This window comes from Thermoactinomyces sp. DSM 45892 (genome assembly GCF_900107305.1).
In the GTDB taxonomy this organism is placed as follows: Bacteria; Bacillota; Bacilli; order Thermoactinomycetales; family Thermoactinomycetaceae; genus Baia.
The window spans coordinates 79750-105633 of record NZ_FNPL01000009.1; the positions used below are offsets into that span (position 1 = coordinate 79750).

Consider the following 25884-nt stretch of genomic DNA (forward strand, 5'->3'; position numbering starts at 1 on the left):
GGTCTACCTTGCAAGAGGGCAGATGTCCCTATCCATTGCTTCATCATTGCGATAATCATGATAATCATGCAACAGAACCTATCGAGATCAAGGGGGACACACATATGAGATATACCAATCCCAAAATCCTAAACACTTCATATGATCCAAAACTAGCAGAAGAAGGTTACCATGAGTGCCAAGATTGCGGATGCGCATTTGTCCCTCACCCTTGGCCTCGCGACTATATCTACTGTGGCCGTTGTCTTTTTGACCTTGATGTTAGGGAAGAAGTAGAAAGATTCATGGAATTAGACGATGTAAATAAAGAAGAGATTATCTATCACTTAGTAAAAAATCTTGGCCATAGTGCCTATGAAAAGTTTTCCGAACTGATTGACAAGGAGGAGCAAGTGCTACCAAAGGTTGAATCGGCAAACAAAAATATTTTTTCTGAAGCATTTCAAGTCGTATCTGTTCAAGAAGAGTTGATTGAGAACCGAAAGCAATTGGACGAGCTGAATCAACAACTAGAGCATGACCAAAAATACTTCAATGAGACAGGGAAATCCCGTATCTCCACAGATGAATATCAGGAATTGAATCGTAGAATGAAACAACTGGAGAAGGAGTATCATTCGGCTATCCATCAGGAAGTAAGCCGCTTGATTAAGTTAGAGGGTGTCTATGACCCTAGAGATGACTGGTATCAAACAGGCTTGTATGCTGGAGCATATCAATTCAGACCACTCGATGGATTAAAAGATTACAAATACATCGAGGCAGAAAATGTGTATGAAGCGTGGGACAACTTGATCCATGAACTAAATCTAAGCGAGGCTTGATCGTATGAATTTAGAGGAGATCATTAATGCAGGAAAGAAAGACTTGGACGTGTTTGAAGAAGACCGAGAGGTTACACCAGAGGTCATTATGCGCCTTCGTGAAGCAATACGAGGCAGTGGAGCAATGAAATCCCAAGGAAAACCAATGACTCCAAAACAGGCGAGAGCTTACTTATATCTAGCTCTCTGTGTCGCTGGTCTCGATCAAAGGACTGTTGATGAGTGTATGTATAGAGCTAAAGTCTATATGACCGAATATGAACCAGACAAAGCATACGATATGGCCTTACAATTGTTTCGCCAGCGATCGAATGATATATAGCTTCCAAACAAGGGGGCTATTTTTTTAGTACCCCGAGTACTCGATTTGATATACTGGATAAAAAGTACTCCGAGTACCGAGGTGACATCTATGATTACTGGTAAAGATGAGCGTAGCCTATGGGCTATTCAAAAACTTCGTGAGGGATGGAAGCCAGCTGACCTAAAGAAACATGGATTTACAGATAGCCAGTCAAAGAAGTTGAGTCAATTTACAAACTGTCTCTTACAGTTAGAGGAACATTGTCAGACTGATCATGTGCAAAAGTGGAGCCAGCTAGGACTCAAAGGTCTGTTTCTTCTTTCTATGTTCAAACAAAATGATTGGGAAGGATTAGGCGAGATCCTGCTATCAGTTGATCCCCGTATTAAGCGTGACGATTTAGTACAGTACCCTGCACTTATCCAAGCGAAGAGAGAGCGGATTGAAGCAGTAGAAACAGGTGTTAGGTTTAAGGTCCGTGATTTAGAGCGAGAGCGAGGGAAACTAGAGGAAACTGTTGCAATTATAAAAAAGAATCGTGAAGAATCGAAGAAACTTCTACCCGATCTCTTACAGAAGGTAGAGAATGACGAAGCCTTAGATTTCCTCATGGATCATCTAGGTCATCGTAATGGACAGATTTGTTTAGCAAAGAGACTAGATTATAATTGGCAGCGCAACCTCAAGAAAAAGGGAATTATTATCCTAAAAGAAGAGGATGATCCGGAAGATAAGTGGAAGACACTCCGAACTCATTATGTAATGGATGTCATAGCGATAGCAGAAGATTACCAAAGGCGTAAAAAACGAGGATACCGAACCGAATACGATTATGAGCATGTTCCACAAAACGACTGGGTTTATTGGGATATTCCTGAAGAAGCTGAGTACTGGGGGATTGATTCCCTATCGAAGCTAAAGGGCATTAAACTTACTCAAGAAAAGAAGCGGTTGAAGGAGATTGAAAAGGAGATTCAACAAGCGGAAGAAGGATTTAAATCTTTCCGCAAACGTAGACCAGAGTCCTTTAGTGAATCTTTACATCGATCCAATCAGTTTGCCAGCTTTGATATGGAGAAGCACGGTCAACTACAAGCACTGGGCTTAAAATGGCTCTATAATAAGGGATATATGGTAACCACGGAACTAACTCTGCCAGATAATCTCCGCTGTGATGTGATCGGTGTAGATAAAGAAGGGAAGATATGCATTCTTGAGTGTAAAGCAAGCTATCAAGATTATACGAAGGATGAAAAGTGGCAACGATACCTCAAGTATTGTGATTCCTACTATTTTGTAGCTGAGAAAGATCTCCTACATTGGATGCAGAAAGATAGTCAGTGTGAAAACGTAGGACTTTTAAAAGCACATTCCAAGCATTTAGAAATAGATCGAGAATGCAAACCTATGTCGGAGGCTGAGCAATCAGAGGATACAGCCTTTAACATTGGTAGACAATTGTCACGAAGATTTAGCTTTGGTCACTAAGGTAACAAGAAACCAACTTCTAGATTGGAAGATATGTATTCTACCTTTGATAATGGTATCAAGAAAGGAACATCATCATGACTTTAGTAGCTACAAAGGGAATTGACATTGACCTGGAACGGATCAGGGTAGGATACCCGGAAAGCTTGGAAGGGTTGAAAGGAACCATTATCATTGACCGAATCATCGTGGGAGTTTGCTTGGGTTGGCAGGTTCGTTATTGTGGCGATGTGATCAGTACTACCAGAAAAGAAGAGGAAGTATTGGGATTCTTGAGGGCCAACAAGATACCTCAGGAAGCAAACAATATACTCCCCCAGGTAAAAGTAGAGCATATTACATAAATAGGATGAGAGAGAAGGGATTAGAGTGTTTAATACTGATGATGTCCTGATGGGTAAAAAGCCAGGGTTTGTGCTAGATCGTTTCATTCAGAAAATGGCTTCAAAAGAAATCTTTCAAATGTACGGTATTCCTATAAAAAGGGAAGTATCGACCTATGATGAATTGATGCAAAGATATGAGCAAATTATTGCAACCCTTAACCCATATTTCGATATTTCATTTAAAAGTATATCCCATCAATTTTACGGAGAAAATATCTATCCTCTAGGAGGAGATACTTCCAATTACTACACTGTATTCTGGGATATCAACAAAGCAAGTTCTCTCATCCAGCGTACTCATGTGCAGAAAAAAACAGGTCCCATAGCAGAACTTAGGTCACTAGTCTCTGATGAAAATATTGATTGGAACTTCATTAAATCTAAAAGCCAATCACATGAACCAATCATCATTGTCTACTTTGATCCTGTTAGCAAACCGATGGTAATAGACGGCAATCACAGACTCGTCAGGGCATATGCAGAGAACCCGTCTGGAGTCATTGAGGGCTATGTGTTGAATCAAGCACAGAGCTTAGAAGTGATGTCCTGTGAATACTCTAGGGTACTATATGTTATCCATCAAAATATGAACACGATATTAAATTATATGGCTGGTACTCGATCAGATCTACCTTTGATCGAGGTGTGAAATTAGAGCTAGATTGATAGTTAATATAGGCAACTGTATTGCATCCAAAAAATGAGTTAGGGTAAGCTCTTACGAGGAGTTTACCCTAACTCATTTTTTCTTGTTTCTGACTTAGCTACGAACAGTTCGGCGTGTAGAATTCCAGCGACACCAAGGGATTCTCTGGAGTTTGTTTCTTTCAAAAAAAGATACATGCCTTGTTGCAATGCTTCCAATTCTTTTTTGTCGAATACATCAAAACGTGATTTCATTATTTACCTCCAAGTTTAGCTGTTATGTTATATACCCTCATTTGAGTAGATGATGCATTGGAAATAGGGAGAGCCCCATTCTTTCAATGCCTGTATACCATATTTTTTTGATATTATTTGAGAAGGGGTACTGGAGGGATAATTAATGCCGAAGAAGCGTTTAATTCCTGCGTTGGTTCTGTTTGGCGTACTGATCATCGGAGGTAGCTATTGGTATCTCTACGATGATCGTGTGGACGTAAAAATTGAGGTTGTAGATGAAAAGAATGTGCCACAACAAGTTAGTATGTTCGTCGTTGAATCAGGAGAAATGTATCCTTTCAGACCGTCTAGTACAGATACTAGTGGAAAGATTCGTTTGAAACTCGAACCTAGTAAGTATAGATTCGATATACTGACAAGCTCAGACTGGGAAAAAATTGACGAGACCAAAGTAGTTAACAAAGAAAATTCCAAGTTGCGTTTTGTACTAAAAAAGAAATGAGACTTATGAGTTACTATATTTATCTAGTGCTTTTAGGGGTACTAACAGGGTTCTTGCTCTGCTCCGTCACTTAACGTTAATTCCTTTGCTACAAACGAGGTCACAGGGTTCCTGTTGTGAACCGCAAAGTAGATGTCCAGAAAGATAGTAGTTAGTGAACAAGGCTCAATGATGCTAATTTTCATTGATTTTTGATGTTCATTAACTAAAAGTGACGGATTAGCGCAGGAACCCTGTGAGCAAGCGTTTAAGGGGTTACGCCTAGAAGATGAGAGATAATCTGAATGTGCTTTCTGGAATCTTCATTTGGATCGACATAAGATTGGATATTGAAACCATCGAATAGCGCAATAACTGTAGCTGACAATAGTTGTATATCCATATTGATTTGGATAAGTCCTTTATCTTGGAGGCTTTGAAAGAATCCTATGACAAACTCTCTCCACTTGCTGTACATATAAGCAAGTTTCTTCTGCACTTCAGGGTTTCTACGAGTATTCGCCAAAAACTCGAAGTAAATAGATGCCCACGAATCATCTTGAGCCTGTTGAAGAATATACTCCAAGTGGTGTGAGACTGTTTTCAATCCATCATCCTCATGAACCCAAAAGGAGTCCATAATTTCCGTTTGGTGCTTTAACATTCGCTCATCCATGATTGCTAGGAACAATTCTTCCTTACTTTTGAAATGGCCATAAAAAGCCCCCTTTGTATATCCAGCCTCTCTCATGATCTCATCTATGCTGGTGGCATGATACCCATGACGAGCGAATAAGCAAAGACCTGCATCTTTGATTTTGCGTAAAGTTATAGAAGATCGTTCTTGGTGTTTCGTCATTCTTCCTTCGTCCTCTCTAATATTTAGAATAAAGATAATATATTGCAAATGAGGTGCGGCTTCGTTACAATTAAAATATACTAACCGTTTAGTATAAGTTTAACCTAGTTACGATTTGGGTTCAATCTAATCATTAGGGAGTGGATGTCGAATGAAAACGTTTAAAACAACTGTTGCCTTGTTCTCTTTCGCAATCTGCCTGACGATTGGTTCTGTAAGTAGTTATGCAACCGAAGAAATACAACTTACACCTGCACAACAGAAAGAAGTGGAGCTTGCTAAAAAGCGAACCATTCAGGAGAGAGAGCATCCATCTAAGAAATTCGATCCAAAAGTCGTTCAAATGGAATCGAAACAAAGGGGGGTCTCTTATGACACTATTCTTAAACAACAAGAGATTGGTGCAACTAGTGTTGGTACAAAGGGTGATATTCTTGTTACCTTATCTGGAGTAAGTTCCGGCTCCTCTGCATGGGCAGGAGGGCACGCTGGCATTGTTTCGGAAGTAGCTGGATTTGTTGTAGAGAGCTATGGTAATAAGAAGGAAAGTGAAAATGGTGTTCAGCATTGGCGCAATAATTGGGATGATCGATATAAACATGTTCGGGGCCTCTGGGTAAAGCAAGCAGACGGGGATGACTATAATTACGCAGCCTCTCACGCTCGCGCTAAAATTGGTCTTCCTTACAATTTCAATTTCTTTAACACCTCCACAACAAGTCGATTCTACTGTTCTCAATTGGTTTGGCGTGCTTGGTACAACAAAGGATTTGATCTAAACGACGGCGGTGCTGTGTGGCCAGTCGATCTGATCGAAAGCCCGAAAACGACTATTTTCTATAGCAAAGGCTAGTCTTATATCTACTAGAGAAGCAGAGGGATTCCCTCTGCTTTTTCTGGAAAGGAGTCGTAATGAAAAAATCTTATGCCTTTCTGATCTCCCTTCTCTTACTTCTTAGCGCTTGCACGACCGAGGGAATGACATTAGATAAAGCCAGTATCGGTGTTATCTATACAGATTCGTTAAAGGAAGATAGTGAGTTTGTATTGTTGAATCAAGACGGACAGATCGTGGATCAACGTGGAATCAAAGAAAAGGGGATCTTTCAAATAGCCAAGAAAAAAGATGGGAGCCTTCTTCTACCTGTTCAATTCGGGGATAAAATGGTTCAGATTTCTTCAGGTGGAATCATCTCAAAAGAAGATACACCTGCCTTTCCTTTGTATGTCAGAACGGACGACTCCATACGAGTGACGACCTACAATACACATATGGACTATGGAACCCTCGAAATCAAGGAGGGGGATCAAGTTCACACAGTCAAGTTAGATGGCTATTTGAGTGTGGTCCAATTTGATGCTAAGTATGTATACGTATCTGCAACGATTATCCAAGCTAAAAGACCCGTTTTCTATGTGCTAGATAGAGAGACAGGTAAGCTGGTAAAGGAGATATCAATCAAAGTAGATTTAACAGACGATCTCCTTCTTACTGAGGAACATATACTGGTATCGTCTACAGATGACCAACATAAAATCGCTGTCATTAACAAAAAGGATTGGACGGTACAATACCGAGACTTATCCTATGCGCAGCCACAATTTTTTTATCCGAACAAGGATAAGATCATCGTAACGCACAAAGTAGATGGAAGAATCACCGTACTAGATCGAAAAACCTTTCAAGTAGTTGAAACCGCTCAACTCCCACAACGTATTTACAAAGCCAGACTATCGAGCGATCAATTATATGTCTTATCGCCGTTAAACTATGATCCGAAGAATGCAGGTCTCATCAGTGTCTATGACACGAAAACATGGAAGCAGATCAAGCAGTTTCGCATTCCTAATATCCGTGAGACATTGGTACAAGATTTTACCATTATTCAGTAGGGAGCCGTGAATCTATGTTGGGAGAAATTATCTTTTGGTACTATTTCTTCTTTCCATTATCCTTTATTCTCACAGGAATCGTAATGGGTCTAAAGAAAGATCGAATTTGGCGATCTCTAACGCCAGTGTTGTTAGTACTACTTGTGTTCAGCTTACTGATCACGAAACTGTATTTTGGAATGAACATGGCAGATACAGATACTTACTTATTTTTATTGATTTACATCTTACTTAGTTTGGTTTGCCTTGGAATTACCCGTATTATTAAGATTAGTTGGTGTAGATTAAATCAACAAAAAAAGAAAATGTAATCTATTTGTTCTATGGATAACAAACAAAGAAAGAAGTTGTCTTCTCGTCTTACTGATGAAAGCAACTTCTTTCTTTGTTTGGGTGAAATCGGAAATCGCCACGATACGTATATCATATAGGGGTATGGCAACCAAAAGCAAAATAAAAAACCATCTATCGGAAGATGATCTGGCACATTTTCCAATAGATGGTTTTTGTTAACCTAAAAGTCGAATTTTCCTCTTAGCACCCTTACAACAAACTAGGAAGAACAGCTTCGAGATCCACGGGTGTATGAATGTTTCGTGGATCTCAACCCTCTCCCGTTACGAGCTGGTCCCATGGGAACCACTTGCTACCGATCCACTCCATCGAAACAAGTTCAGCAGCACCCGTAGTACGGAACGGCCCTCGTCTTGGACTGGACTCAACTACCAACGTATCATGATTTACCTAGCATGTGATAAATGCAGCTCGTCCTCCCCCTGTCCCCCTGCCCTTGCCTTGATGATGTTCCCTAAAATTGAGATATTAGGGAATGCATTTCCGCTGTCATTAAACGGATTGAGATGAATTGCGAAATCGCCCCGATCAATTGGATAATGAGTTCCTTCAGCTGATCCTCTCATCATTTCTCTTTATTACAGGTGTCTGAGAAGGTGTACCTTTATCGAAGGACCGTTTTTTACCTTAATATGATCTGTAAAAGGCACTAAAATTATTTATAGATGTCTATAAAAAATCATACACCTTTATAGACTGATACGTGCTATAATATCCTTAGTTGGACAAGTTTATATATTTTGTTTTATTTTTCTAAGGAGGGTCAATTGTGTCATATACTTTCGGTTATGTTCGTGTTTCGTCTGTAGATCAGAACGAAGATCGGCAAGTACAAAAAATGCTTGAGTTGGGCATTGAAGAACGATTTATATTCGTTGACAAACAGAGCGGAAAAAATTTTGATCGTCCAGGCTATCAGACTATGAGGGGTGTGATTCGTGAAGGCGATTTGGTTTATGTTGACTCCATAGATCGTCTTGGGAGAGATTATGATGGGATCATCAAAGAGTGGAAGTACATCACAAGAGATATCAAAGCCGATATTGTTGTACTAGAAAATTCATCTCTTTTTGATAGTAGGCAGTTTCGTTCTATGGGTGAAATGGGGAAGCTCATGGAGGATCAATTCTTGAGCCTTCTTTCTTTTGTTGCTGATCAAGAGCGCAAGAAGATTCGAAAGAGACAAGAGGAAGGAATTGCTCTTGCAAAAAAAAACGGAAGACAATTAGGACGGCCCAAAATGAATTTATCAACCATTTCATCTGAACAGAAGAAGCTCTTAGCTTCTCATTTTCTAGAATGGAAGAACCAAGAGATTACAGGTGTAGAGTTCATGAAATTGCTGGGTGTCAAGAAAGATACATTCTACAAGTTAGCAAAAGAATTCGAAGGTTCCAGGGATGGACAAGCTTTAATATCCATGCTAAATAATGAAACAGCTACAACCAAAGAGTTTTAAGGAGGAATATTTCTTGAATCTAAAGATAAAATCACTTATCTTGTTCTCTTGGATTTTGGGTGGTTCAGTTTATTTGACATCTATAGCTGCTGAACTCTTAGCAACGAAGTCTGTTAATTGGATTAATGGCCTGTACTGTATGATCATATCTCTTAGTATATTAGTGGCATTAGATATACTCCTAAGAGGGGACGAGTCAGCATTTTAACGAAAAAAATATACGCTAATCTGTGAGGAGCATTTTGGATGTTACGTGAATTGTTGGCACTCCTAAGTAAAAACAAGGAAGATGTAGATTTCCTTAATTTGATTGATTACGTTTCTAAACTGGATGCTTCACTCCAAAATGAATTGCTCGCTTACATACAAAAGGCTTCTGAGGAAGAAGTACTTCGTAAGATAGTAAAGGAGCTATGTCTCATAGAACCAGATCCCAATGTACCAACGAGAACACGTCAAGACACACTTGAGCGTATTCTTCGTTTTGTTACTATTGCAAGGAAGCATGATGAAGTTCGTTTTAGTCCAAAGCATAAAAAAAATATATATGTCCCTACTATACGTACTGGAGAGCTTGTCGTAATTCAGTTTGCTGGTCTAGGGTCTGAATTAGACGATATCCATTATGGAGTTGTGTGGGATGTCAAACATGCTCTTGACCAGGTTTCTATTTTACCAACTACCAGTTTTAAACCTAATTCAACAAAGGAAAACGGTCTAACGTTTAACATTGGACAAGTTGGTTTTCTCCGAGAAGAGACTGTTGTAAAGTTACAAGATGCCACATCTGTCACCCGTAAAAAAATACTAAGCAACAGACATCTTGATCCGCATGATCCTGAAGGAAAATTAAAGAATGTGAGACTAAATAATCAACAAATGGAAAGAATACAAGATGGTCTTCGTGTGAAAGACTTTAAAGAGAATACGTTGTTCCAGGAAATTTTGACACATCGTCAGGATTGTCTTCCGATATTTGATGATCATAGTGTTCAGTATACCCATTTAAACAGACCATTTATTATCCATTCGAGTAGTCACGATCAGCTGAGATATACACTCCACAATCAACCTAATGAGATATACACTCTTTATCGCAAAAAGACGATGTTAAGTAGATCTGAAAGAAAGAAATTATTATATGAATGGGCAAATGCGACTGGTAGGACTAAAGATGAGCGTATCAGAAATCAAGAAATCGCATATACTAAGATTCAGGTAGCAGCTTCGCAAGACTAGTTCTTCCGAAATGTTGACTCTCTAAGCAATATCTCATATAATGACGGTAACAGAACAACTACGCTCAGGAGAGCCGAGATTTTGAAGTTACTACGTCCAGGAGGACAAAACAATACCCCTATTCCTTTTAAGGAATAGGGGTATTGTTCATTTATGACTATTTTCCACATTTGATTGATGATGTAGAGCCTTGTTGCGTATAAGGTTTCAGCTTAATTCCAGTTCCGATCTCGTTAATTAAGGTATTATCAAACCTTTTTTCAAATGAGTAGCATGGTAGTAAAACTCCATCTCTATATTCAGCTACCAAATATGCATCAGTACGTACGTCCAATACTGCCTTATTTGTTGCAACCCCGTCCTTAATAAGAGGAGATAAGTGATTGTCAGATGTGTAGTTTAGGGTAAATGCTACAACCCCAGGAATTAGAAACAAGATGGTAATAGCTACTGTTATCATCCTGTACAGATTTGGCTGCTGTTCCCTTCTTAGTACAATTATTAGGAAAAGCATTGTAAACAGAACGGCAGTCATTGACATAATAGTTGGTACGGCCTTCGTCAGAGATGGATCAAAGTAGGATAGTGGGACATTCCATTTAAAAAAATGGCCTATCTCATAGATATAACTCGTACTCATCCGTGAGGCCATAAAAATTAAAATGACTGCTGCTACAGAAAGAAGTCCTTTAAAAATCTGATTGCCTATTCGCATATAAAGCTCCTCTTACAAGTTTATTCATACAAGGGGTACAGACAGCATTTTAACGCTTTTCTACGTTAAGGTTGTGTTTCAAAAAGTAGACTCTTTGACATGTGCCTTATCAGTTGTTTTTGCGTGTCAGAACTACAACAAAACGATATTTGAAACATGTCGATGATCTTGAAGACAATTTGATACACAATCTCTTAGCGTAGTGAAAAATCAGGTTTTGTCCCTGTTTGAGTGCTTAACGTATATTTCCGTTAAAATGTTGGCTGATCCCCTACAATTATGCTACAGATAATATCTTGGGTAAATCCTTCTCCAACATTTCCCTATACTAAAATACTAGGATAGTATTAAGATAATGACACATTGGAAGGTAACATGTATTGATAAAACTCTAGGAATATTATTCTAGAGTCCGTTCTATATCCAGAATTAACCGCATCCATGAACCTATATCTTGAATAGGCTTTGGATCAAAACGGTATTTTTCATTCATCTGACATGCCAATTCGTACACCTGGCGCATTTTCGGATGGCTATCTGGATCTATACCATTCTTGGTACAGTGGAGAATAAAGTATTTTTCACTCACAATCTTTATCAAATTTTCGATCATTTCACTTGCTGGCAGTTCCTTCTCAATGTTTTGCAGATAGGTCATGATTGTCCCCTCATCCAATGGATCTAGATCCTGTTGAAACCAATCAGGAAACTGATCTCTAACAGGAGCAAAAAGTGTTATGTAATCATAGTTTTTTGACTCCTGTGGGTAGGCAATAAAATCATTGAACCAGTTTTCATAGAGGGGATCGTATGTACAATTGACGATAGCTTTCCAACCATTAGGGAAAGAAAACATGAATCCCGTGTACTTCTGGTGTTCCTCATTATATCCCTTCTTGATTAAGTATGGATGATTTATGAGTTGTGTGGTCAATTCCATTTTTCCCACCATTCCTTTTCAGTTGGATTCCTCCTCGATAAATTGCGCAACCTTCTCATCCAATGTATCCAATATTGGAATTATCTTGTCCAGTATTGGAGTAATGCCCTCAGGATTCACTGATATTTGTTTGATTATTTCATCAAAATCCTTTTCTAGCACTTCTTTATCATTTTTGTTCAATTCCATTGCGAATTTTTTCGTCGTATTTAAAAACAACTCTAATATCTGTCCATGTGTAGGGTTTTCCGCTAACCAAGTTGGCATATCGTGCGACTCCATGGGGATTGACCATACTCTCGCCAGATCAGTTAGGACTTCAGCGAGGGCCTCTCCTTTTTGATTAGTAGTCCACTCTTTTGTAAAAATTGTTTGTATCATCTCTTCGTAAAAATCCACATTAGATTCCACTAAACTTTTCATAATACATTCTCCTTTGTATCAAATCTACGATCAATTGACCCTCCTTAGAAAAATAAAACAAAATATATAAACTTGTCCAACTAAGGATATTATAGCACGTATCAGTCTATAAAGGTGTATGATTTTTTATAGACATCTATAAATAATTTTAGTGCCTTTTACAGATCATATTAAGGTAAAAAACGGTCCTTCGATAAAGGTACACCTTCTCAGACACCTGTAATAAAGAGAAATGATGAGAGGATCAGCTGAAGGAACTCATTATCCAATTGATCGGGGCGATTTCGCAATTCATCTCAATCCGTTTAATGACAGCGGAAATGCATTCCCTAATATCTCAATTTTAGGGAATCGTGAGAAGAAAAGGGGGACCTGTGGAGGGAGGTGCGATCAGTTTAGGGACGGGTGGGGATGGCTCACTTGCAATCAGTGAGATCCAGTTGCGGATCGGTGAAGTTTCTCATGCCTGACATGACAAAAAAGAAAGCTACTAATTTTGACCAGCAGCTCTCTCTTTATTAAACGTCCTGTTCAGCTCATGAGAATCATTTAATGATGGAACTTGTTTTACTGCTTTTAATACGTGCCTCAAGTAAATCTATCCTCATCCTTACATAATCTAACTGTTTTGTGGTTTCGTAATATCCAGTCTTTTCAAGGGTTGCGTTACAAAAGCGGATGTAGGATCTCATCAAATAATCCACAATAGAGTGAAATTCTTCCGCCATATACGGGTCATTCATGATATTGTGTTTGATTCGGTACGACATCAAGTATTCATGCATGTTGACTACTTCTGTTTCGATAACATTAATGAGATTAGATTCCTTCATTAGTGATTCCCCCATTCCTAATACAACACCACTGATTGTTCACTAAAACTACGTAGCACACACTCTTCTTGAGGACGAAAGTGTGCAAAATGTTTCTCTTTCTCTTCCCCGTCACGGATAATTAGTGGTTGCTTACACATGTTATCAACAATGACATGATGCAGGAACCACATAATGATTTGAATACTTCTTACATAGTTCCCTAAACTGCTTAGTCCAATCTTCACTATCTCTATAAATATCACAATCAAAATAGTGCTTTTCGGGAGTGATAATTCCATTTGGAACTGTTCTTAAACTCAGCAATTGTCCTGTCGTAAGAATATCAGTTGGCTTACCATTGGACATTAAAGTGCGAAAATCTTGCATAGATTCCTCCATATCCATGTATAAAGCATCATCTCCCAGTTCATAGAAACTATAGCGTGATAATGGATTTACATTAGTTTTTCTTATTCCTTTTCCAAGGCAATATTCACAGTCTTTCTGATATTCCTTTTTATTTGGACTAAGCCAATAACACTCACAAGGGGCTTCATATTCAGGAACCTCAAATTCGTCACTAAACATCCTGAGTCTACTCTCTGCTAATGAATAGACCATGTCTGCCTTCATTTTCGGGTATTTCTCGATAATTGCATAAACAGATATCCATCCCATATAAGACACCTCTCTTAAAACCTATATAACTGTTAGTTCTGTGTTTTTTGTCGAAACTCCTGTTAGAACGCTAATAAACAGGACCCCTCATTTACCATCAGCTTGATGCTGTGATATGTAATAAAACACATTAAGTTTGAATTCCATTTTTTTTGGCCAAATTAGTAGTACCAGAGACCACACTAGTCATTGTAATTTTCCCTCGCACCTATATCCATTAGGTGCTTTTTTGCTTCTACAAAATCCCCTATGCTAATAGTTTGGGGTCACGGTACCGATGGGAGAAAAACACACGCTAAGGCTGAGAGTATTGATATGACTGGAGTTTGATTATCCATTTCAAAAATCCTACTTTTTGAAACACAACCTTAACGTAGAAAACCGTTAAAATGCTGTCTGTACCCCTATTTCAAGTAGGTCCACCTGGACACTAGGAGGGCACATAACAAAAGCCACCTCAAAGGGTGGCTTCTTATTAAGGTGCTTTAAAGTATGTTTTGATATCGATTTTCACAGTACTTGAAGATTTATTTACAACTAGTACTCGATATGCAGCGAACTTTCTGATAAGAGGACTTTTTCCGTACTCAGTACCAAAGTATAGATCTCCACATCCATTCGGACTATATCCAGTGTGGCCTACATTTTTCCACTTTCCTCCTACTTTTCTTTGTAGATAAACCAATAGATTAGCTTTCTTGTTTGTGCAGATTTTAAACTTAATTTGCCCATACTCGACGGGTGGCGCACTTGAAACTGCACTGCCAGTATGACCACCTGGAGGAACATTTTCAGCAGCACTTGAAACACCGCTGAAAAGAACCATCAATGATAGGACTGAGACTGTAAAGAGCTTAGTTAATTTTTTCATCTAAGTATTATCCTCCTGCTGTATAGCATTTATTACTAATTTATTATAAATCAATTTTATATTAAATAAAATAAATTATTTCGCGAATGTAAACTTCGTATTTATTGAACAAGTTCCATCTCACCTAATCCCTACGACAAATAAACGAGAGCCTACCACAGCTCCCGTTTCTATTTAAAAACTATCTACTACTACACTATTATTATACCACATGCTACGTTAAACTGTCCCTCGCCGACTCACGGATGCTTTCCGTGTCAACCGCTTCCGTCTCTAATCCTTGCACAAACGGGATGCTCCCCGTTAGTCCTCGAATTGCTTGGATGATAGCCACCGACAATACCCCGTTATCTGGTACAATCACTGTTACCAGTGGAAATCCTTTTTCTTCCGATTCCAGAAGTATATCCCTTACCTGCTCAACCGATCTACTTGCCTCTAGCATAATTTCATTTTTCCTTGTTACGCCTACCTTTATATCCACCTCTACACACTCATTAACCCATTTCTTACCCGAAAAATTTATATATACATTTTTTCCCATGTTGTAGCCTCCTCTTGTTCATTCCGCCGATCAAACAAGTCATTGATTTTATTCCCTTTTTGACAAAATCGAACACTTTAAAAATCCTCTTATTTGGTGATATGATACCCCCCATTATCGGGAGGTATCAATCAGTATGTGGTGGTCAGAGTGTGGGAGTATCTTGGAAGTGACTTCCTCAACCTCCTGCCAGATTTCCCTGACTATCCGATCTGGTACGGTTCGGTCACGAATCCGATTCCGTTTCAAGCACTCATCTAGTGGACAAGTAACCTGCAAGATCGTGATCGTGAAGCCTTTTTCGTGAGCTTCGTACATCTCACGAATCATACGTTTGTGGTTTCCGCCCGTTGTGTCATACACAAACGATTCGTTACCTCCGATCATATTCTCGAACATCTCACGAGCTATGATCTTGCTTTCTGTATGTACCGTAGATGGATTTTTTGGATCATATCCATCAAGTCCCTTCTTGATCTCATCAGGATCAATCACTTGATACGTTGGATATAGTTTTTGGCGTGTGGTAGATTTCCCTGCGGCTGGAGGTCCTAGCAAGAACACAGCTTCTTTTGTTGTTTGTGGTAGTAGATAGTTTGTCATTTTGTTAGCTCCTCTTGTTGTTTGCCTTAAATATATAATAACATAATGTAAGGTATATGTCCATACATTTATTGATTTATTTTATTAAAATTATCAATATCTAAATGATTTTTATATAAATAATGTATGGCAATATACCTTACATTATGTTATAATAAATATGTAAGCAAGGTACAACGCTTTGAGCGGAGTGAGCCATGACCCCCATTTTGGGCGAGCCACCTAGATCCGAAAGGTACGCCACGACGAGCTATGCAATCCCATTACATAAAATCGCATCTGGAGGATGATATATATGGTGATCAGTAGAGAAATGGTAAAAGTTAACGAAGTGCATAGTTTTTCACTAATTGAGATGGAAGAATGTTGGTACCCAGGTGAAAATTTTGAGATAGCTCATTATACAAAGGGGAAGATGTCTTTCACACATATAGTAGATGTAGAAAGATTTCCTACAAGAGAGGATGCGCACAAAGCAATTAGGCTACTTAGCGCAAGAATTACTGGAGATTATAATGGTACTCCATTTAGAACATACACAAATGTAACAGAGGAGGAACCCTTACAAGTTGGTGACTTAGTATCCGATGAGATCAAGGACGATTTTGAAAATTGTTTGCCTCCTGCTTATGATTCTCCCTATCTCATTCAAGTTGGTGAACCTTACAACCTTGTGAACGGTAGAAATACCTATTCAACCCTCAAAAGAACCTCTGTTGGTTGGGTATACTGTGGACATTGTCACTATGGAGAAATAGAAGAGCCTAACATATAAAGGTCTCTTCTATGCACAATCTAGTAGAGAATACCCTCACCACAAATTAGGAGCTGATAGTTTGAATAAACAATGGATCACACTAGATACATACAACTACCTTGAATTTAAAATTAGACGTGATTATCTGAGAATAATCATGGATCGTCTGGGCTGGAAAGCAAGTATAGAGTATTTTTTGAGTGAGTGTACATGGGATTCTAACATGGAAATATATGATGAAGTACTTGAAGATGGTTCGCTCGAAGAAAATAAATTAATCCAAGTGAATTACACTTATCGTCCCGTTGTGACACGAAAGAAAGTGCTAGATTTGGATTATTGTGTAGTTGGTGAGCTTCGAGGATATTATTTAGTTGCAGATGAAGATCTACATCTGAGCGATGAGGATATAGAAGCCATCATGGATGCGTTAGACGAGATGAATGACATAGGCGATACCACTGAATGGGATCGGGATAATGGTGGTCAGTTACTTTTAGTTCATCCAGATGCATCTGATAGGTATGTTTGGAAAGAAATTACAAAAGAATAATCATTTAAAAAATGTCTTGAACGTCTAATCAAGACATTTTCTTCTTTAGAATTTGCAGTAATTGATCAATATAAAAAATGGTTATATAAGGATGAAATCCATAATTAGTAAGCATACTTATTAGACAGAATATTACACTTATATTGTGTGGTAGGGGGGAGGAAGCGGGGAAGGGGAGCCTGGAGAGGGCGAGCTGGGGGATGAGAAGGACGGCGTATTTTGCCGTCCGATCAGACCCGTAGCGGAGCTGTGAAAAAAAGTCGAAAAAAGTATGTGTAACAGGTAAGCAAGTCCGAGATTTTATAATTGGGATTACCCAATTATATCAAGCGATCTAGCCGATTTCGATTTGTACCAACTGGTAGTTATCTTTGTAATTGTCTTTGTAGTCATCTTTATAGTTGTCTTTGTAGTTAATTGAATCATTAACTAGACTATTAACTGGTAACTAATTGGGCTACATTATTTCTAATCCATTCAACTTCTTCGCCCTCAACAAAGAAATGCATATCGGGTACTTTCTGATTCGAATAAAACTCATCTTTAACAGATTCCCAGATATTTCTTAGCTCCTCAGCACGATACTCTGTTGGAGTTATCCAAATAACCGGATAATTTATACTTTCTGCTGAATTTGGAGAAATGGTATTTCTGTACGCTCTAAACTTCTCGGTGATCTGTTTGGTCCACTCTGTGTTGTTGTCAAACTCAAACCACAATCGAAAATTGTTAGGCATAACTAACAAGGCATCAGGGCGAATCATTTCCTTTTTCTCCTTGCGGGCCAACTTTGGATCACTACTCCATTCATCCTTTTTTATCATCTCCCATGTTCTGACTATCAGATCAGATGATTCGCTAGAGTAAAACCATTTGAATTCTCTATGTCCCAACAAATGAATCAGACGAGTTAGAATCCCATTCACGCCGTTATGATGTGCATTCTGTTCTCCAGTTATATCCCATGTACCTTTATTCACTTGCATAATATGAAGACAATACTCTATGCCTTTAGGACCAAGTGAGTATAGTCTTTTGTTACTCCCCTGCTTCTCGTAGATCTGGCGATGAGGTTTTGCCCATTGATTTCTTAATTCTCGTATCTGTACTTTAATTTCAGTCATTTTCTTCTTTTTTTGTTTGTCTGGAAGATCTGACTTCGCAATCACATTAAACTCCTTTTTAAGCTCATCTACTCTTGCTTTGGTTGGTATATTTCGAATCTGCTTGTACAGATGAAGAATGCGGTTAGTTGTATAGCCTGAAACAGTTGCCAGATCCTCCAAACTAGAAACCTTCATTTCAAACAGCACTAGCATTAGTCTTTCATGTGGACGTAAAAATGCATGTCCTATCCATCGAAATAACAATTCTATTCCCCTCCTCAAATAGATAAATAGATAAGTTGATAGGAAAGTCTATTCCTATCAACTTATCATAACATCAAAGTGGTACTGCTTTAGTAGGCTTATTTCCTTTTTCCTCTGGCCCTGGTTCCGATACAATACGATCAATCTCATCAAAGTACTCTTGAATCAATTTATCAATCGTTTCTCTGGACTGAACCTCTCCACTTGACTCCATAAACCCCTTTGCCCAACGTAGCCCATACCGCTCTGCGATTCCCTTCTCGTGGTTTCGATAATCAGCTTCTTTCCCACTAGGCAGGTAGACAGTTGGAGGACGGTTGCGAACCACACAACTAATGATTTGGCTCTCGCCCTCAACCTTAGTACGTGTAAAGACAGCTGCATGACGTTCCGGAAGCCTTGAAATGTCAGTTGCTTTAAAATGCCCCTCAGTCATCTTTTCGATTTTAGAGGCCCCTGTACCGCTTTGAGCGCAAGTAATGATCGTACCAATCAGGTTAAGTGCTGTAAGCAGCTCTTTGTTGGTGATCTGATCAACCATTTGCGTTATTAAACCAATGCCAAAGCCAAATTTCCTATCCTCGGCTATAATCTTAGCCATGATTGGGATTTGAACTAAATGGGATTCATCGACTAACATAAAGTGGTATTTTGATCCTTTTGGACGACTCTTAGCTGTTTGATGGTACTGATTCACGAGGTTTCCAACCACAACCCTCATACCCTCGGTACTCATACCTAACGTGTTGATGAATGTAAAACACCCCTCGTCCATATATCTTCTGATATCAAATGTCCACTCTTTCTGGCCGAACATCCGTCTCATAGAGGTATTTCTGAGAAGAGGGTCAATACGGTTCAAAATGGCTTCATTCTCTATCTCCTCATCTCCCCAAGCCAATATTTCACGATAGACATATGAATCCTTTCCTTTAATGCGTTTCAATACATCAGAACGAAATTTAGGGCTTCGTAAAAATTCTGGAATAGCTAGGATAGAATGTTTCTTTGAATCCATGATGAGGGCTTGAATAGTATTTTTAAGGATTCGTTTGGCTTCTGTAAGGCTATCCCCACTCCCTAGAGAGTGGAGAATCACATCAGCAGCGTCATCAGCTGCCGTTTGGAAGTCGACCCCTCTTGGTACATGTAAGATATTCAGTGCTGGATAGGTCCTAGATTGGTTAGTCAAATCAAAGGAACGAATGCGATCTCTTGGAATCTTCAATCCTAATTTCTTCTCCATATAAGCAAGTCGATTCTGTACGACAGCTACAGTTTCTTCACTCGGATCTATCACCGTGATTCCTGGATGGTTAGGATCTTCAACCCACTCTCGTATCATGCCATCGATCATCTCAATAAGAAGACTCGATTTCCCCATACCAGGAGACCCTGTAAGCAAAAAATGCTTGGTAAGCTGTTCAAAGTCGATCTTTATGTTTCGATGCTTAATAGGATGGATCTGCTCCCCAATGAAGGCTCCAACAGCTAATTCATTGTCTTTTAGTGTGCGATGGCCAATCTGTAAATGTGGTATGTAACCACGTTCATTATCTCCACTACTGGCAGGCTTCTTGTAAATCTCTGAATCCCCTGATGGTATATGAAGAAGGTTTGCTAACTCCTCATGAGTCAATGTCATGATCGTCTTGGGGATTCGATGAGGAATCGGATTCCTATCAATTAATGGATGCCGATAGAACTTGTTCCGCCATCGCCAAAACGATATCTTTCCATCATGCCTCAAGGTAGCCTGTATACTGTTTGCTATTGATCGAATCACAGATCTTGCATATTTGTGATCAGACCATAACGAAATTTTCACAAACAGCGTATCCTCTCGCCCTGTTAGCCTCTTAGATAAATTCGTTTTCTTTGCTTTCTCCTCTGGACTTAATTCTGATATCTTCTTGTCTCGTAGATCGTGAAGAACATCCTCAGAGCGTTTCTCTAGTTTCTCCCAATCGGTTGGAGAGAATTGAAGGTCAACTATGGTATTGGATCTCATACTGCCTAAAATCATACCTAGCTGGCTCTCCTTTTTCTCCGTAATAGAAGAAAGTGGTAAACCTTGTCGCTTACGACTATTTGGCAAAAAGAAATGGCCACCCTCTCCCTGTTTGGTGGGTTGAGGGAATTCTTGATGAGAAATAGTGTGGATCTCAGCTTGGGGATAGACACTTCTGATAGTGTCATATACCCCATTGTGTTTGTCTTGTGGGTACCCTAAATAAATTGCAATCTCGTTGCTATTTTCGGGCATTACAAAGCGGAATCGATACCACGGCTTTCCTTTCTTCCAGCGTTCCTCTAAATGGCGTGTCATGCCTGCAAAAGCCTTCACAAAGGTTACAACCTTGCTAGTCTCCATCTTTTCGATAGATGGAAGGATGCGGATGTATCTCACATCCACAGAAGCCTTCTTTCTATATCTCATATGCAGGATCAAACGGCCCACTGACAAAATAGTCCATACAGAAATGCTACCTATTACTAAGATCGCAAGCGATAGCTTACCATAGTAAATTGATTTCTCCGCTAACAGATTCCATATCTGATCCATCGGCATATCTGTACTAGTTATGAACCAACAGAAACCACCCAAGAGGGCAATAGCTCCAAGAATACCAACTCGAAGCCACAGACCAGCAATCGTCTCTTGTTCTTCTTTCATATCTATCAACTCCCGTCTATTTCATCAAATATGGTTCTGGATTAACTGGCTTTCCATGTACATGAACCTCCCAATGGAGGTGAGGCCCTGTAGAATGCCCGTTATTCCCAACTTCGGCTATCTTCTGTCCTTTTTTGACTCTATCACCTACCTTGACCGTTACTGTGTTGGGATACATATGCCCGTAGAGTGTTTCAAAACCTCCACCATGGTCAATCTTCACATACCACCCAAATCCTCCAGGATTAGCCTTACTGATATTAATAACTCCATCTGCTGGGGCATAGATTGGAGTTCCTATAGGAGCTGCAATATCAAGTCCATTATGGTTCCGTCCCCAACGAGGCCCAAATTTGGATGTAAGCCTACCATTTACTGGCCATGGGAACCTTCCGCCTGAATACTTCATATTTGAGTTGATCTCTCCAGGTGCTGGTGATGATATCGCTTTAAATGTTTGGGAAGAGGATTCTACCTGCTTCACATACGCCCAGTCATTCTTGACTCCATACAGACCACAAGCAAGATCAGGATTGAGTTTTGTTTGTGATTTAGCTTGATCTAAGCATCCAGCGGCTGGAGTTTTCTTGCTGTCACTTATTTTTTGTGCTAATTCTTCAATTGATTTTCTTTGGTCCACACCCTGAATCGGTGTTGTACCTCCATACTTTGCATAGTATCCAGTTACCTTTACAACGTAGTTTTGAGTTTCTTTTGGTAGATAGGAGGCTATTGATTCGTAGCTTTGACCGTACTTCTTTTGAAGACCAGATACCCTATTAGGACCACCATTATAGGAAGCGAGTCCTAATTTTAGATCTCCGTTTACCCTTTTCAAATACGAGGATATAATCTTCGTCCCCGTCATAATATTTTTCGCTGGCTCACGACAAGTTGTTCGTGGATCTAGTCCGCTCGACTGACAGTTGAAAGGCATCACTTGCATGAGGCCAACCGCTCCAGCACTTGACACTACAGTCGGTTTCCATCCACTTTCTTGTTGGATGATTGCTTTAATCAAGTTTGGATCAACACCATATTTGGAGGATGCAGCTGCTATCTCTGTACCGTACTGACCTGATACATTAACATTGGTTGTACCGCCTCCTGTACTACTAACAGCAACACCAGATGCTTGATGAGCCGCCGCTAGAATTTCCCATGGAATCCCATATTTTTCAGCTATCTCTTGGTATATCTTCATGAGTTCGGGATCTATTCCCAGTTGGCTTGCTTCTTGTTTTGATTTTGCCGTTTCGGTGATCGAGGGTATTCCTTGATTCAAACCGATCACCAGAAAAATAAAAAGCAATAATACTAGTACAGCACCAAGTAATGGGAATCCAACATAGAGTAAGAGTTTTAGCTTTATCGTTTCTTTTAATTGGTCGATGGCGTTTCGAGCGAGGTTACTAACCATGTACCATCCACCTTCCTAATCTGGATTGATACCATAGCATCTTGTTCTTCTCCAGCCATACCCGACACATAGAGAAGCCACCAATCGTCTTCGTTCTCATACTTTTTAGATGTGACAACTTTAATCTCTGTCCAGTTCATTTCTTCTTCTGGAGGAAAATATTCTTGCCTGATACTAAAAAACAGAGCTGGACTTACAATAGCTTGGATCTCTTGAAGTATTTTTTCAGACTCTTTTGTGGGTACATTCAGCAACCATAAGAGCTTCCCTGCAACTTCTTGAGCTTCAGTAGGGGCATTGTCCTCTCCTATGTCAACAAAATTGTAAGCTGGTTTCTTGAGTGTTTTCTCGATAGTCTCTTTAACTGGCATTGTTATTGTTGATTCTGTGGAAGGACTTTTCTTTACGGGAGGTTTAGCTCGCATCCCTATGATTAAAAAAATAACTCCAAGACACAAGATAACGGCGAAAAACACAACAGCAAGGGGAGCCTTGTTGTAAGCTCCCCTGAATTTATAATATAGGCTTCTCATCATTCTCATATATCGTTCCTCGCATGTTTCGCTTTCAGATACGCTTGTGTGATGTCTTCTTGTCCAGGATGTTGATACTGTGGTTTCTTTGCAAAAGTACGTTTTAGAATAGATTGAGCTTGATGAGCTTGTTTCTGATCACTATATTCACGTTTCCTCGTTTGTATTAGTTGGTCGGCCGTGCGATCATATAAAGCTTGATCTTGATCCATTTTCATCTGATAGTATACAGATGCTTCAGGGGTACCAGATTCAGGACGAGATGGAGGTAGGCTATTTGCATTTACACCCGATACTCTTTGCTCCACAGGTAGATCCGTCCATTTGGCGATTTCTTCAACATAGTTAGTGTTGTTAGGATTTTTTTGTAAATATTTTTCCCGACTCTTAGGATCATGCGGATTATATCCCTTATCCTTCATGTGTTTGTAGATTGCAGATGCATTACTGGACATATTAGCTTGTAATTGAGGTCGAGTTTCGGCCTTCTTAGCTCCTTTTTGCAGATATGGTAACTTTGCTAGGGTTGCTGCCGCTTCATGACCAGCATCTTGTTCATTCATATGGTTCTGATAATCCAAGCGACCTTGCTCAGTGTATGGATCAAAGCCCATTTCGGTCAAATCATTCTCGGCTTTTTTGATCTGTTGAGCTGTAGCGATAGCATTTGATATGCCACCATTCTCACGTAGCCATGCCTTCTTTCCTGTAGCTGCTACAGCTAGCCTACCTGCCTGATGCGTTCCTTTTTTCAACTTTCCTAATCCGCCTGCAAGTTTATTTGCAATGAATCCACCTGCTTTTTTAGTGAATCCAGAACCTACAGGAACAGTTGATCCTACCAGCTCGCCAAGTTGTTGTTTTGACTCTTTCATTACCAAGTAGAGAGAGTAGAAAAGAATGACTGTCAGGACATTTTTGATCACAAAATCCATGAGCCAACCATAATCCCCACCACTATCTATTTTTACATCTGACATTATTTTGAATAACAACAAACAGACAGCTAGAAGCAGGGACATAATAACTCTCATGAAGAATGCGAATCCAATTTTGAGAATCCATCCAGTTAACTCACTCAGATTTCGGTTGTACCACATGGCCTTCATGAGAGGTATTATTGCGAACATGGATAAAGCAACACCGTAATAGTAGTACTTTGCAGATTGAACACAGTACCAAAAGAGCATAATGCAAAGGACAATACTAACCAGAGAAGTCACTGTTCCATATGAAAAACGTTTCCCCATATGCGATTCCGTAACCATCTCAAATCCAGGTTGGGCTTTCCCCTTGTCTGTGACTTTTTCTGTATTGTTGTCACCTTTGCCTCTAAACCAATCTTTTCTATCCTCGGAGTTGTCCTTTCCATAAGTAAATAGGGGTCCAATATTTTTTTGTCCATTTTCCACTGACCCAAATTCCAAAACCAGATACGGTTTAAAGTAAAGTTGTGTCCACAGAAAGTCTGCAACCCGATCTATTGATGTCTCTTCGGCTTCTTTCTTTTCCTCCTTCACCTTTTCCTCAGCACTTAATTTATTCCATCGTTGATAATCTCTCATTTTTTCATTATCTGGTCGGGTATCTTCAGTTTTATCATCACTCATGAACCCGACCAAAACTGAATTGGATAGAGTTTCGGCCATATTAGCCGACGTTTTAATCACGGTTGGCATGAATTGAAGGAACACTGAAGCAAATGCAATAATGGCCACATTCCGAAGTAACAACATGTACCCTTCTGTTTTTCGTCCCTGGAAAAAGCGATACACAACCACTATAAAACTTATCGTAAACAACCACGCTGAAATTGGTATCCACAAATACGTTTCAGATTTATCAAGTACTTTCTTAGCAGAGTCTGCAAACGTAACTACCTTAGATAAGCCAACTGAAAAGAACTTGTAGAAGTAAATGACTGTGTAAACAATCAAAGTATATAAGCTCCATAGCAAATCCATGATGAAGGTAAAAGCCTCATTTATTCCTTCTTCCATATAGCCTTCTACATCAAATGTACCAACATCTTTTCCAACGTAGTCTAGTTTAAAATATGACGAAGGGCATTCCTCGAACTTGCCTATAGGAACCTGACATCCTGTTGGTGCTGGATTATTGTGTAGATCTATTCTCTTTTTTTGTTCCTCAGCTCCAGGTAGCTTATTGGGATCTCGATCCGCTGCTAAACTTATCGACGAAGAACATAACAAAAGGAGTGTCATGACAATAATGACACTCCTTTTCAGGAATCTCTTCATTTTTTCAACGTCACCTCTTTCCATTCAGATACAGGTTTTGAACCGAATTCCATACTATACATACTAGATCCAGTGAAATGTTGAAAGGTGTTTCGACCCACTTTGTACTCTTGAATACTAGAAAGCTTCCATCCTCCACTTACCTTTCGAAAATCAAATTTTTTAAGTAATTTTCCATTTGTCATCTCTGGCGAAACATAGGCATATACCTCTTTTTCGTTAGGTCCTTCTGGTAACGTCGTTATATAAACAGCACCTGATTGCTCTATCATTATACTCTGGACATTGTGGTAGGTTTGATCCTCTATCTTCCCATATTCACTCACATATTCAATAGATTCCAACTCAGCTACATCACCACGAATACCAGCCTGCCAATATTTGATCGCAAGCCCTTCTACTTCATCTAGTGATTGGTCCTCAATCTTCTTAGGCTCACTTGTTGAAGTTGATTCGGATGAACAACCACAAACTGCAACCACTATACACAAACCCAGAAGAGCTAGAAAGCCCCTCTGTGCGTTTAAAAAACGAATCATACTAAATACCTCCTTT

Annotated in this window: 30 protein-coding genes; 14 read left to right on the forward strand and 16 right to left on the reverse strand. The window is 39.4% G+C overall.

Annotated elements, in window-relative coordinates; genetic code table 11:
- Positions 1-104 precede the first annotated feature (104 nt).
- The 5 genes from BLU58_RS08785 to BLU58_RS08805 all read left to right on the forward strand — a co-directional run bounded on the left by BLU58_RS08785 (position 105) and on the right by BLU58_RS08805 (position 3651).
- Positions 105-824, forward strand: coding sequence for a BAR domain-containing protein (locus BLU58_RS08785; protein WP_143123749.1), 720 nt, complete (start codon positions 105-107; stop codon positions 822-824).
- Between the two features lie 4 nt (positions 825-828).
- On the forward strand, positions 829-1146 hold the full coding sequence (locus BLU58_RS08790) for a hypothetical protein (protein WP_093291858.1): 318 nt from the start codon (positions 829-831) through the stop codon (positions 1144-1146).
- Between the two features lie 90 nt (positions 1147-1236).
- Positions 1237-2616 (forward strand): MmcB family DNA repair protein, encoded by a 1380-nt coding sequence (locus tag BLU58_RS08795; RefSeq protein ID WP_093291859.1) that lies wholly within the window; start codon positions 1237-1239, stop codon positions 2614-2616.
- Positions 2617-2693: 77 nt separating this feature from the next.
- The gene (locus BLU58_RS08800) at positions 2694-2960 is read left to right on the forward strand and encodes a hypothetical protein (protein ID WP_093291860.1); all 267 of its coding nucleotides are present in this window, start codon (positions 2694-2696) and stop codon (positions 2958-2960) included.
- Between the two features lie 25 nt (positions 2961-2985).
- Entirely contained in the window at positions 2986-3651 is a 666-nt protein-coding gene (locus tag BLU58_RS08805; protein ID WP_093291861.1) for a hypothetical protein, read from the forward strand.
- Between the two features lie 80 nt (positions 3652-3731).
- Here BLU58_RS08805 and BLU58_RS16410 read toward each other — a convergent pair whose 3' ends face one another.
- Entirely contained in the window at positions 3732-3902 is a 171-nt protein-coding gene (locus tag BLU58_RS16410; protein ID WP_176786578.1) for a hypothetical protein, read from the reverse strand.
- Positions 3903-4047: 145 nt separating this feature from the next.
- On the opposite strand from BLU58_RS16410, the gene BLU58_RS08810 reads away from it, so the two are divergent.
- Entirely contained in the window at positions 4048-4386 is a 339-nt protein-coding gene (locus tag BLU58_RS08810; RefSeq protein ID WP_093291862.1) for a hypothetical protein, read from the forward strand.
- Positions 4387-4633: 247 nt separating this feature from the next.
- Here the strand turns inward: BLU58_RS08810 and BLU58_RS08815 are convergent, their stop codons facing one another.
- Positions 4634-5224: a TetR/AcrR family transcriptional regulator gene (locus BLU58_RS08815; protein ID WP_093291863.1), complete on the reverse strand. Its 591-nt coding sequence runs from the start codon at positions 5222-5224 to the stop codon at positions 4634-4636.
- 151 nt (positions 5225-5375) lie between these two features.
- Here BLU58_RS08815 and BLU58_RS08820 point away from each other — a divergent pair, with 151 nt between their 5' ends.
- The 6 genes from BLU58_RS08820 to BLU58_RS08850 all read left to right on the forward strand — a co-directional run bounded on the left by BLU58_RS08820 (position 5376) and on the right by BLU58_RS08850 (position 10169).
- The gene (locus tag BLU58_RS08820) at positions 5376-6077 is read left to right on the forward strand and encodes a YiiX/YebB-like N1pC/P60 family cysteine hydrolase (RefSeq protein ID WP_093291864.1); all 702 of its coding nucleotides are present in this window, start codon (positions 5376-5378) and stop codon (positions 6075-6077) included.
- A 59-nt stretch (positions 6078-6136) separates the two neighbouring features.
- A complete protein-coding gene (locus BLU58_RS08825) occupies positions 6137-7117 on the forward strand; it encodes a YncE family protein (RefSeq protein ID WP_093291865.1) in 981 nt (326 codons plus the stop codon).
- Between the two features lie 14 nt (positions 7118-7131).
- Positions 7132-7428, forward strand: a complete 297-nt coding sequence (locus BLU58_RS08830; protein ID WP_093291866.1) for a hypothetical protein — start codon at positions 7132-7134, stop codon at positions 7426-7428.
- Positions 7429-7706: 278 nt separating this feature from the next.
- Positions 7707-7856: a hypothetical protein gene (locus tag BLU58_RS16415; RefSeq protein WP_176786579.1), complete on the forward strand. Its 150-nt coding sequence runs from the start codon at positions 7707-7709 to the stop codon at positions 7854-7856.
- A gap of 384 nt (positions 7857-8240) precedes the next feature.
- On the forward strand, positions 8241-8930 hold the full coding sequence (locus tag BLU58_RS08840; RefSeq protein ID WP_093291868.1) for a recombinase family protein: 690 nt from the start codon (positions 8241-8243) through the stop codon (positions 8928-8930).
- 246 nt (positions 8931-9176) lie between these two features.
- A complete protein-coding gene (locus BLU58_RS08850) occupies positions 9177-10169 on the forward strand; it encodes a hypothetical protein (protein ID WP_093291870.1) in 993 nt (330 codons plus the stop codon).
- 157 nt (positions 10170-10326) lie between these two features.
- Here the strand turns inward: BLU58_RS08850 and BLU58_RS08855 are convergent, their stop codons facing one another.
- The 8 genes from BLU58_RS08855 to BLU58_RS08890 form a co-directional block, all read right to left on the reverse strand.
- The gene (locus tag BLU58_RS08855) at positions 10327-10884 is read right to left on the reverse strand and encodes a hypothetical protein (RefSeq protein ID WP_093291871.1); all 558 of its coding nucleotides are present in this window, start codon (positions 10882-10884) and stop codon (positions 10327-10329) included.
- 400 nt (positions 10885-11284) lie between these two features.
- Positions 11285-11824 (reverse strand): hypothetical protein, encoded by a 540-nt coding sequence (locus BLU58_RS08860; protein ID WP_143123751.1) that lies wholly within the window; start codon positions 11822-11824, stop codon positions 11285-11287.
- A gap of 18 nt (positions 11825-11842) precedes the next feature.
- Positions 11843-12247 (reverse strand): hypothetical protein, encoded by a 405-nt coding sequence (locus BLU58_RS08865; RefSeq protein ID WP_093291873.1) that lies wholly within the window; start codon positions 12245-12247, stop codon positions 11843-11845.
- 545 nt (positions 12248-12792) lie between these two features.
- The gene (locus tag BLU58_RS08870) at positions 12793-13080 is read right to left on the reverse strand and encodes a hypothetical protein (protein WP_093291874.1); all 288 of its coding nucleotides are present in this window, start codon (positions 13078-13080) and stop codon (positions 12793-12795) included.
- 144 nt (positions 13081-13224) lie between these two features.
- Positions 13225-13740, reverse strand: coding sequence for a hypothetical protein (locus BLU58_RS08875; protein WP_093291875.1), 516 nt, complete (start codon positions 13738-13740; stop codon positions 13225-13227).
- 475 nt (positions 13741-14215) lie between these two features.
- Positions 14216-14611: a hypothetical protein gene (locus BLU58_RS08880; RefSeq protein ID WP_093291876.1), complete on the reverse strand. Its 396-nt coding sequence runs from the start codon at positions 14609-14611 to the stop codon at positions 14216-14218.
- A gap of 214 nt (positions 14612-14825) precedes the next feature.
- Positions 14826-15155 (reverse strand): hypothetical protein, encoded by a 330-nt coding sequence (locus BLU58_RS08885; RefSeq protein WP_093291877.1) that lies wholly within the window; start codon positions 15153-15155, stop codon positions 14826-14828.
- A gap of 114 nt (positions 15156-15269) precedes the next feature.
- The gene (locus BLU58_RS08890) at positions 15270-15758 is read right to left on the reverse strand and encodes an AAA family ATPase (protein WP_093291878.1); all 489 of its coding nucleotides are present in this window, start codon (positions 15756-15758) and stop codon (positions 15270-15272) included.
- A gap of 286 nt (positions 15759-16044) precedes the next feature.
- Between BLU58_RS08890 and BLU58_RS08895 the strand changes: the two genes are divergently transcribed.
- Both BLU58_RS08895 and BLU58_RS08900 read left to right on the forward strand, forming a co-directional pair.
- A complete protein-coding gene (locus BLU58_RS08895; protein WP_143123752.1) occupies positions 16045-16533 on the forward strand; it encodes a hypothetical protein in 489 nt (162 codons plus the stop codon).
- 61 nt (positions 16534-16594) lie between these two features.
- Positions 16595-17068 carry a hypothetical protein gene (locus tag BLU58_RS08900; RefSeq protein ID WP_093291880.1) on the forward strand — a complete coding sequence of 158 codons (474 nt, stop codon included), beginning with the start codon at positions 16595-16597 and terminating at the stop codon, positions 17066-17068.
- A gap of 437 nt (positions 17069-17505) precedes the next feature.
- On the opposite strand, the gene BLU58_RS08905 is transcribed toward BLU58_RS08900, so the two are convergent.
- The 6 genes from BLU58_RS08905 to BLU58_RS08930 all read right to left on the reverse strand — a co-directional run bounded on the left by BLU58_RS08905 (position 17506) and on the right by BLU58_RS08930 (position 25868).
- The gene (locus BLU58_RS08905) at positions 17506-18438 is read right to left on the reverse strand and encodes a replication-relaxation family protein (protein WP_093291881.1); all 933 of its coding nucleotides are present in this window, start codon (positions 18436-18438) and stop codon (positions 17506-17508) included.
- 73 nt (positions 18439-18511) lie between these two features.
- A complete protein-coding gene (locus BLU58_RS08910; protein ID WP_093291882.1) occupies positions 18512-21115 on the reverse strand; it encodes a type IV secretory system conjugative DNA transfer family protein in 2604 nt (867 codons plus the stop codon).
- A 16-nt stretch (positions 21116-21131) separates the two neighbouring features.
- The gene (locus BLU58_RS08915) at positions 21132-22535 is read right to left on the reverse strand and encodes a peptidoglycan DD-metalloendopeptidase family protein (protein WP_093291883.1); all 1404 of its coding nucleotides are present in this window, start codon (positions 22533-22535) and stop codon (positions 21132-21134) included.
- Positions 22496-23077: a hypothetical protein gene (locus BLU58_RS08920; protein ID WP_093291884.1), complete on the reverse strand. Its 582-nt coding sequence runs from the start codon at positions 23075-23077 to the stop codon at positions 22496-22498. The genes BLU58_RS08915 and BLU58_RS08920 overlap by 40 nt, the downstream gene beginning before the upstream one ends.
- Positions 23074-25329: a hypothetical protein gene (locus BLU58_RS08925; RefSeq protein WP_093291885.1), complete on the reverse strand. Its 2256-nt coding sequence runs from the start codon at positions 25327-25329 to the stop codon at positions 23074-23076. Before BLU58_RS08925 ends, BLU58_RS08920 begins: the two co-directional genes overlap by 4 nt.
- Entirely contained in the window at positions 25326-25868 is a 543-nt protein-coding gene (locus BLU58_RS08930; protein WP_093291886.1) for a hypothetical protein, read from the reverse strand. The genes BLU58_RS08925 and BLU58_RS08930 overlap by 4 nt, the downstream gene beginning before the upstream one ends.
- Positions 25869-25884 lie beyond the last annotated feature (16 nt).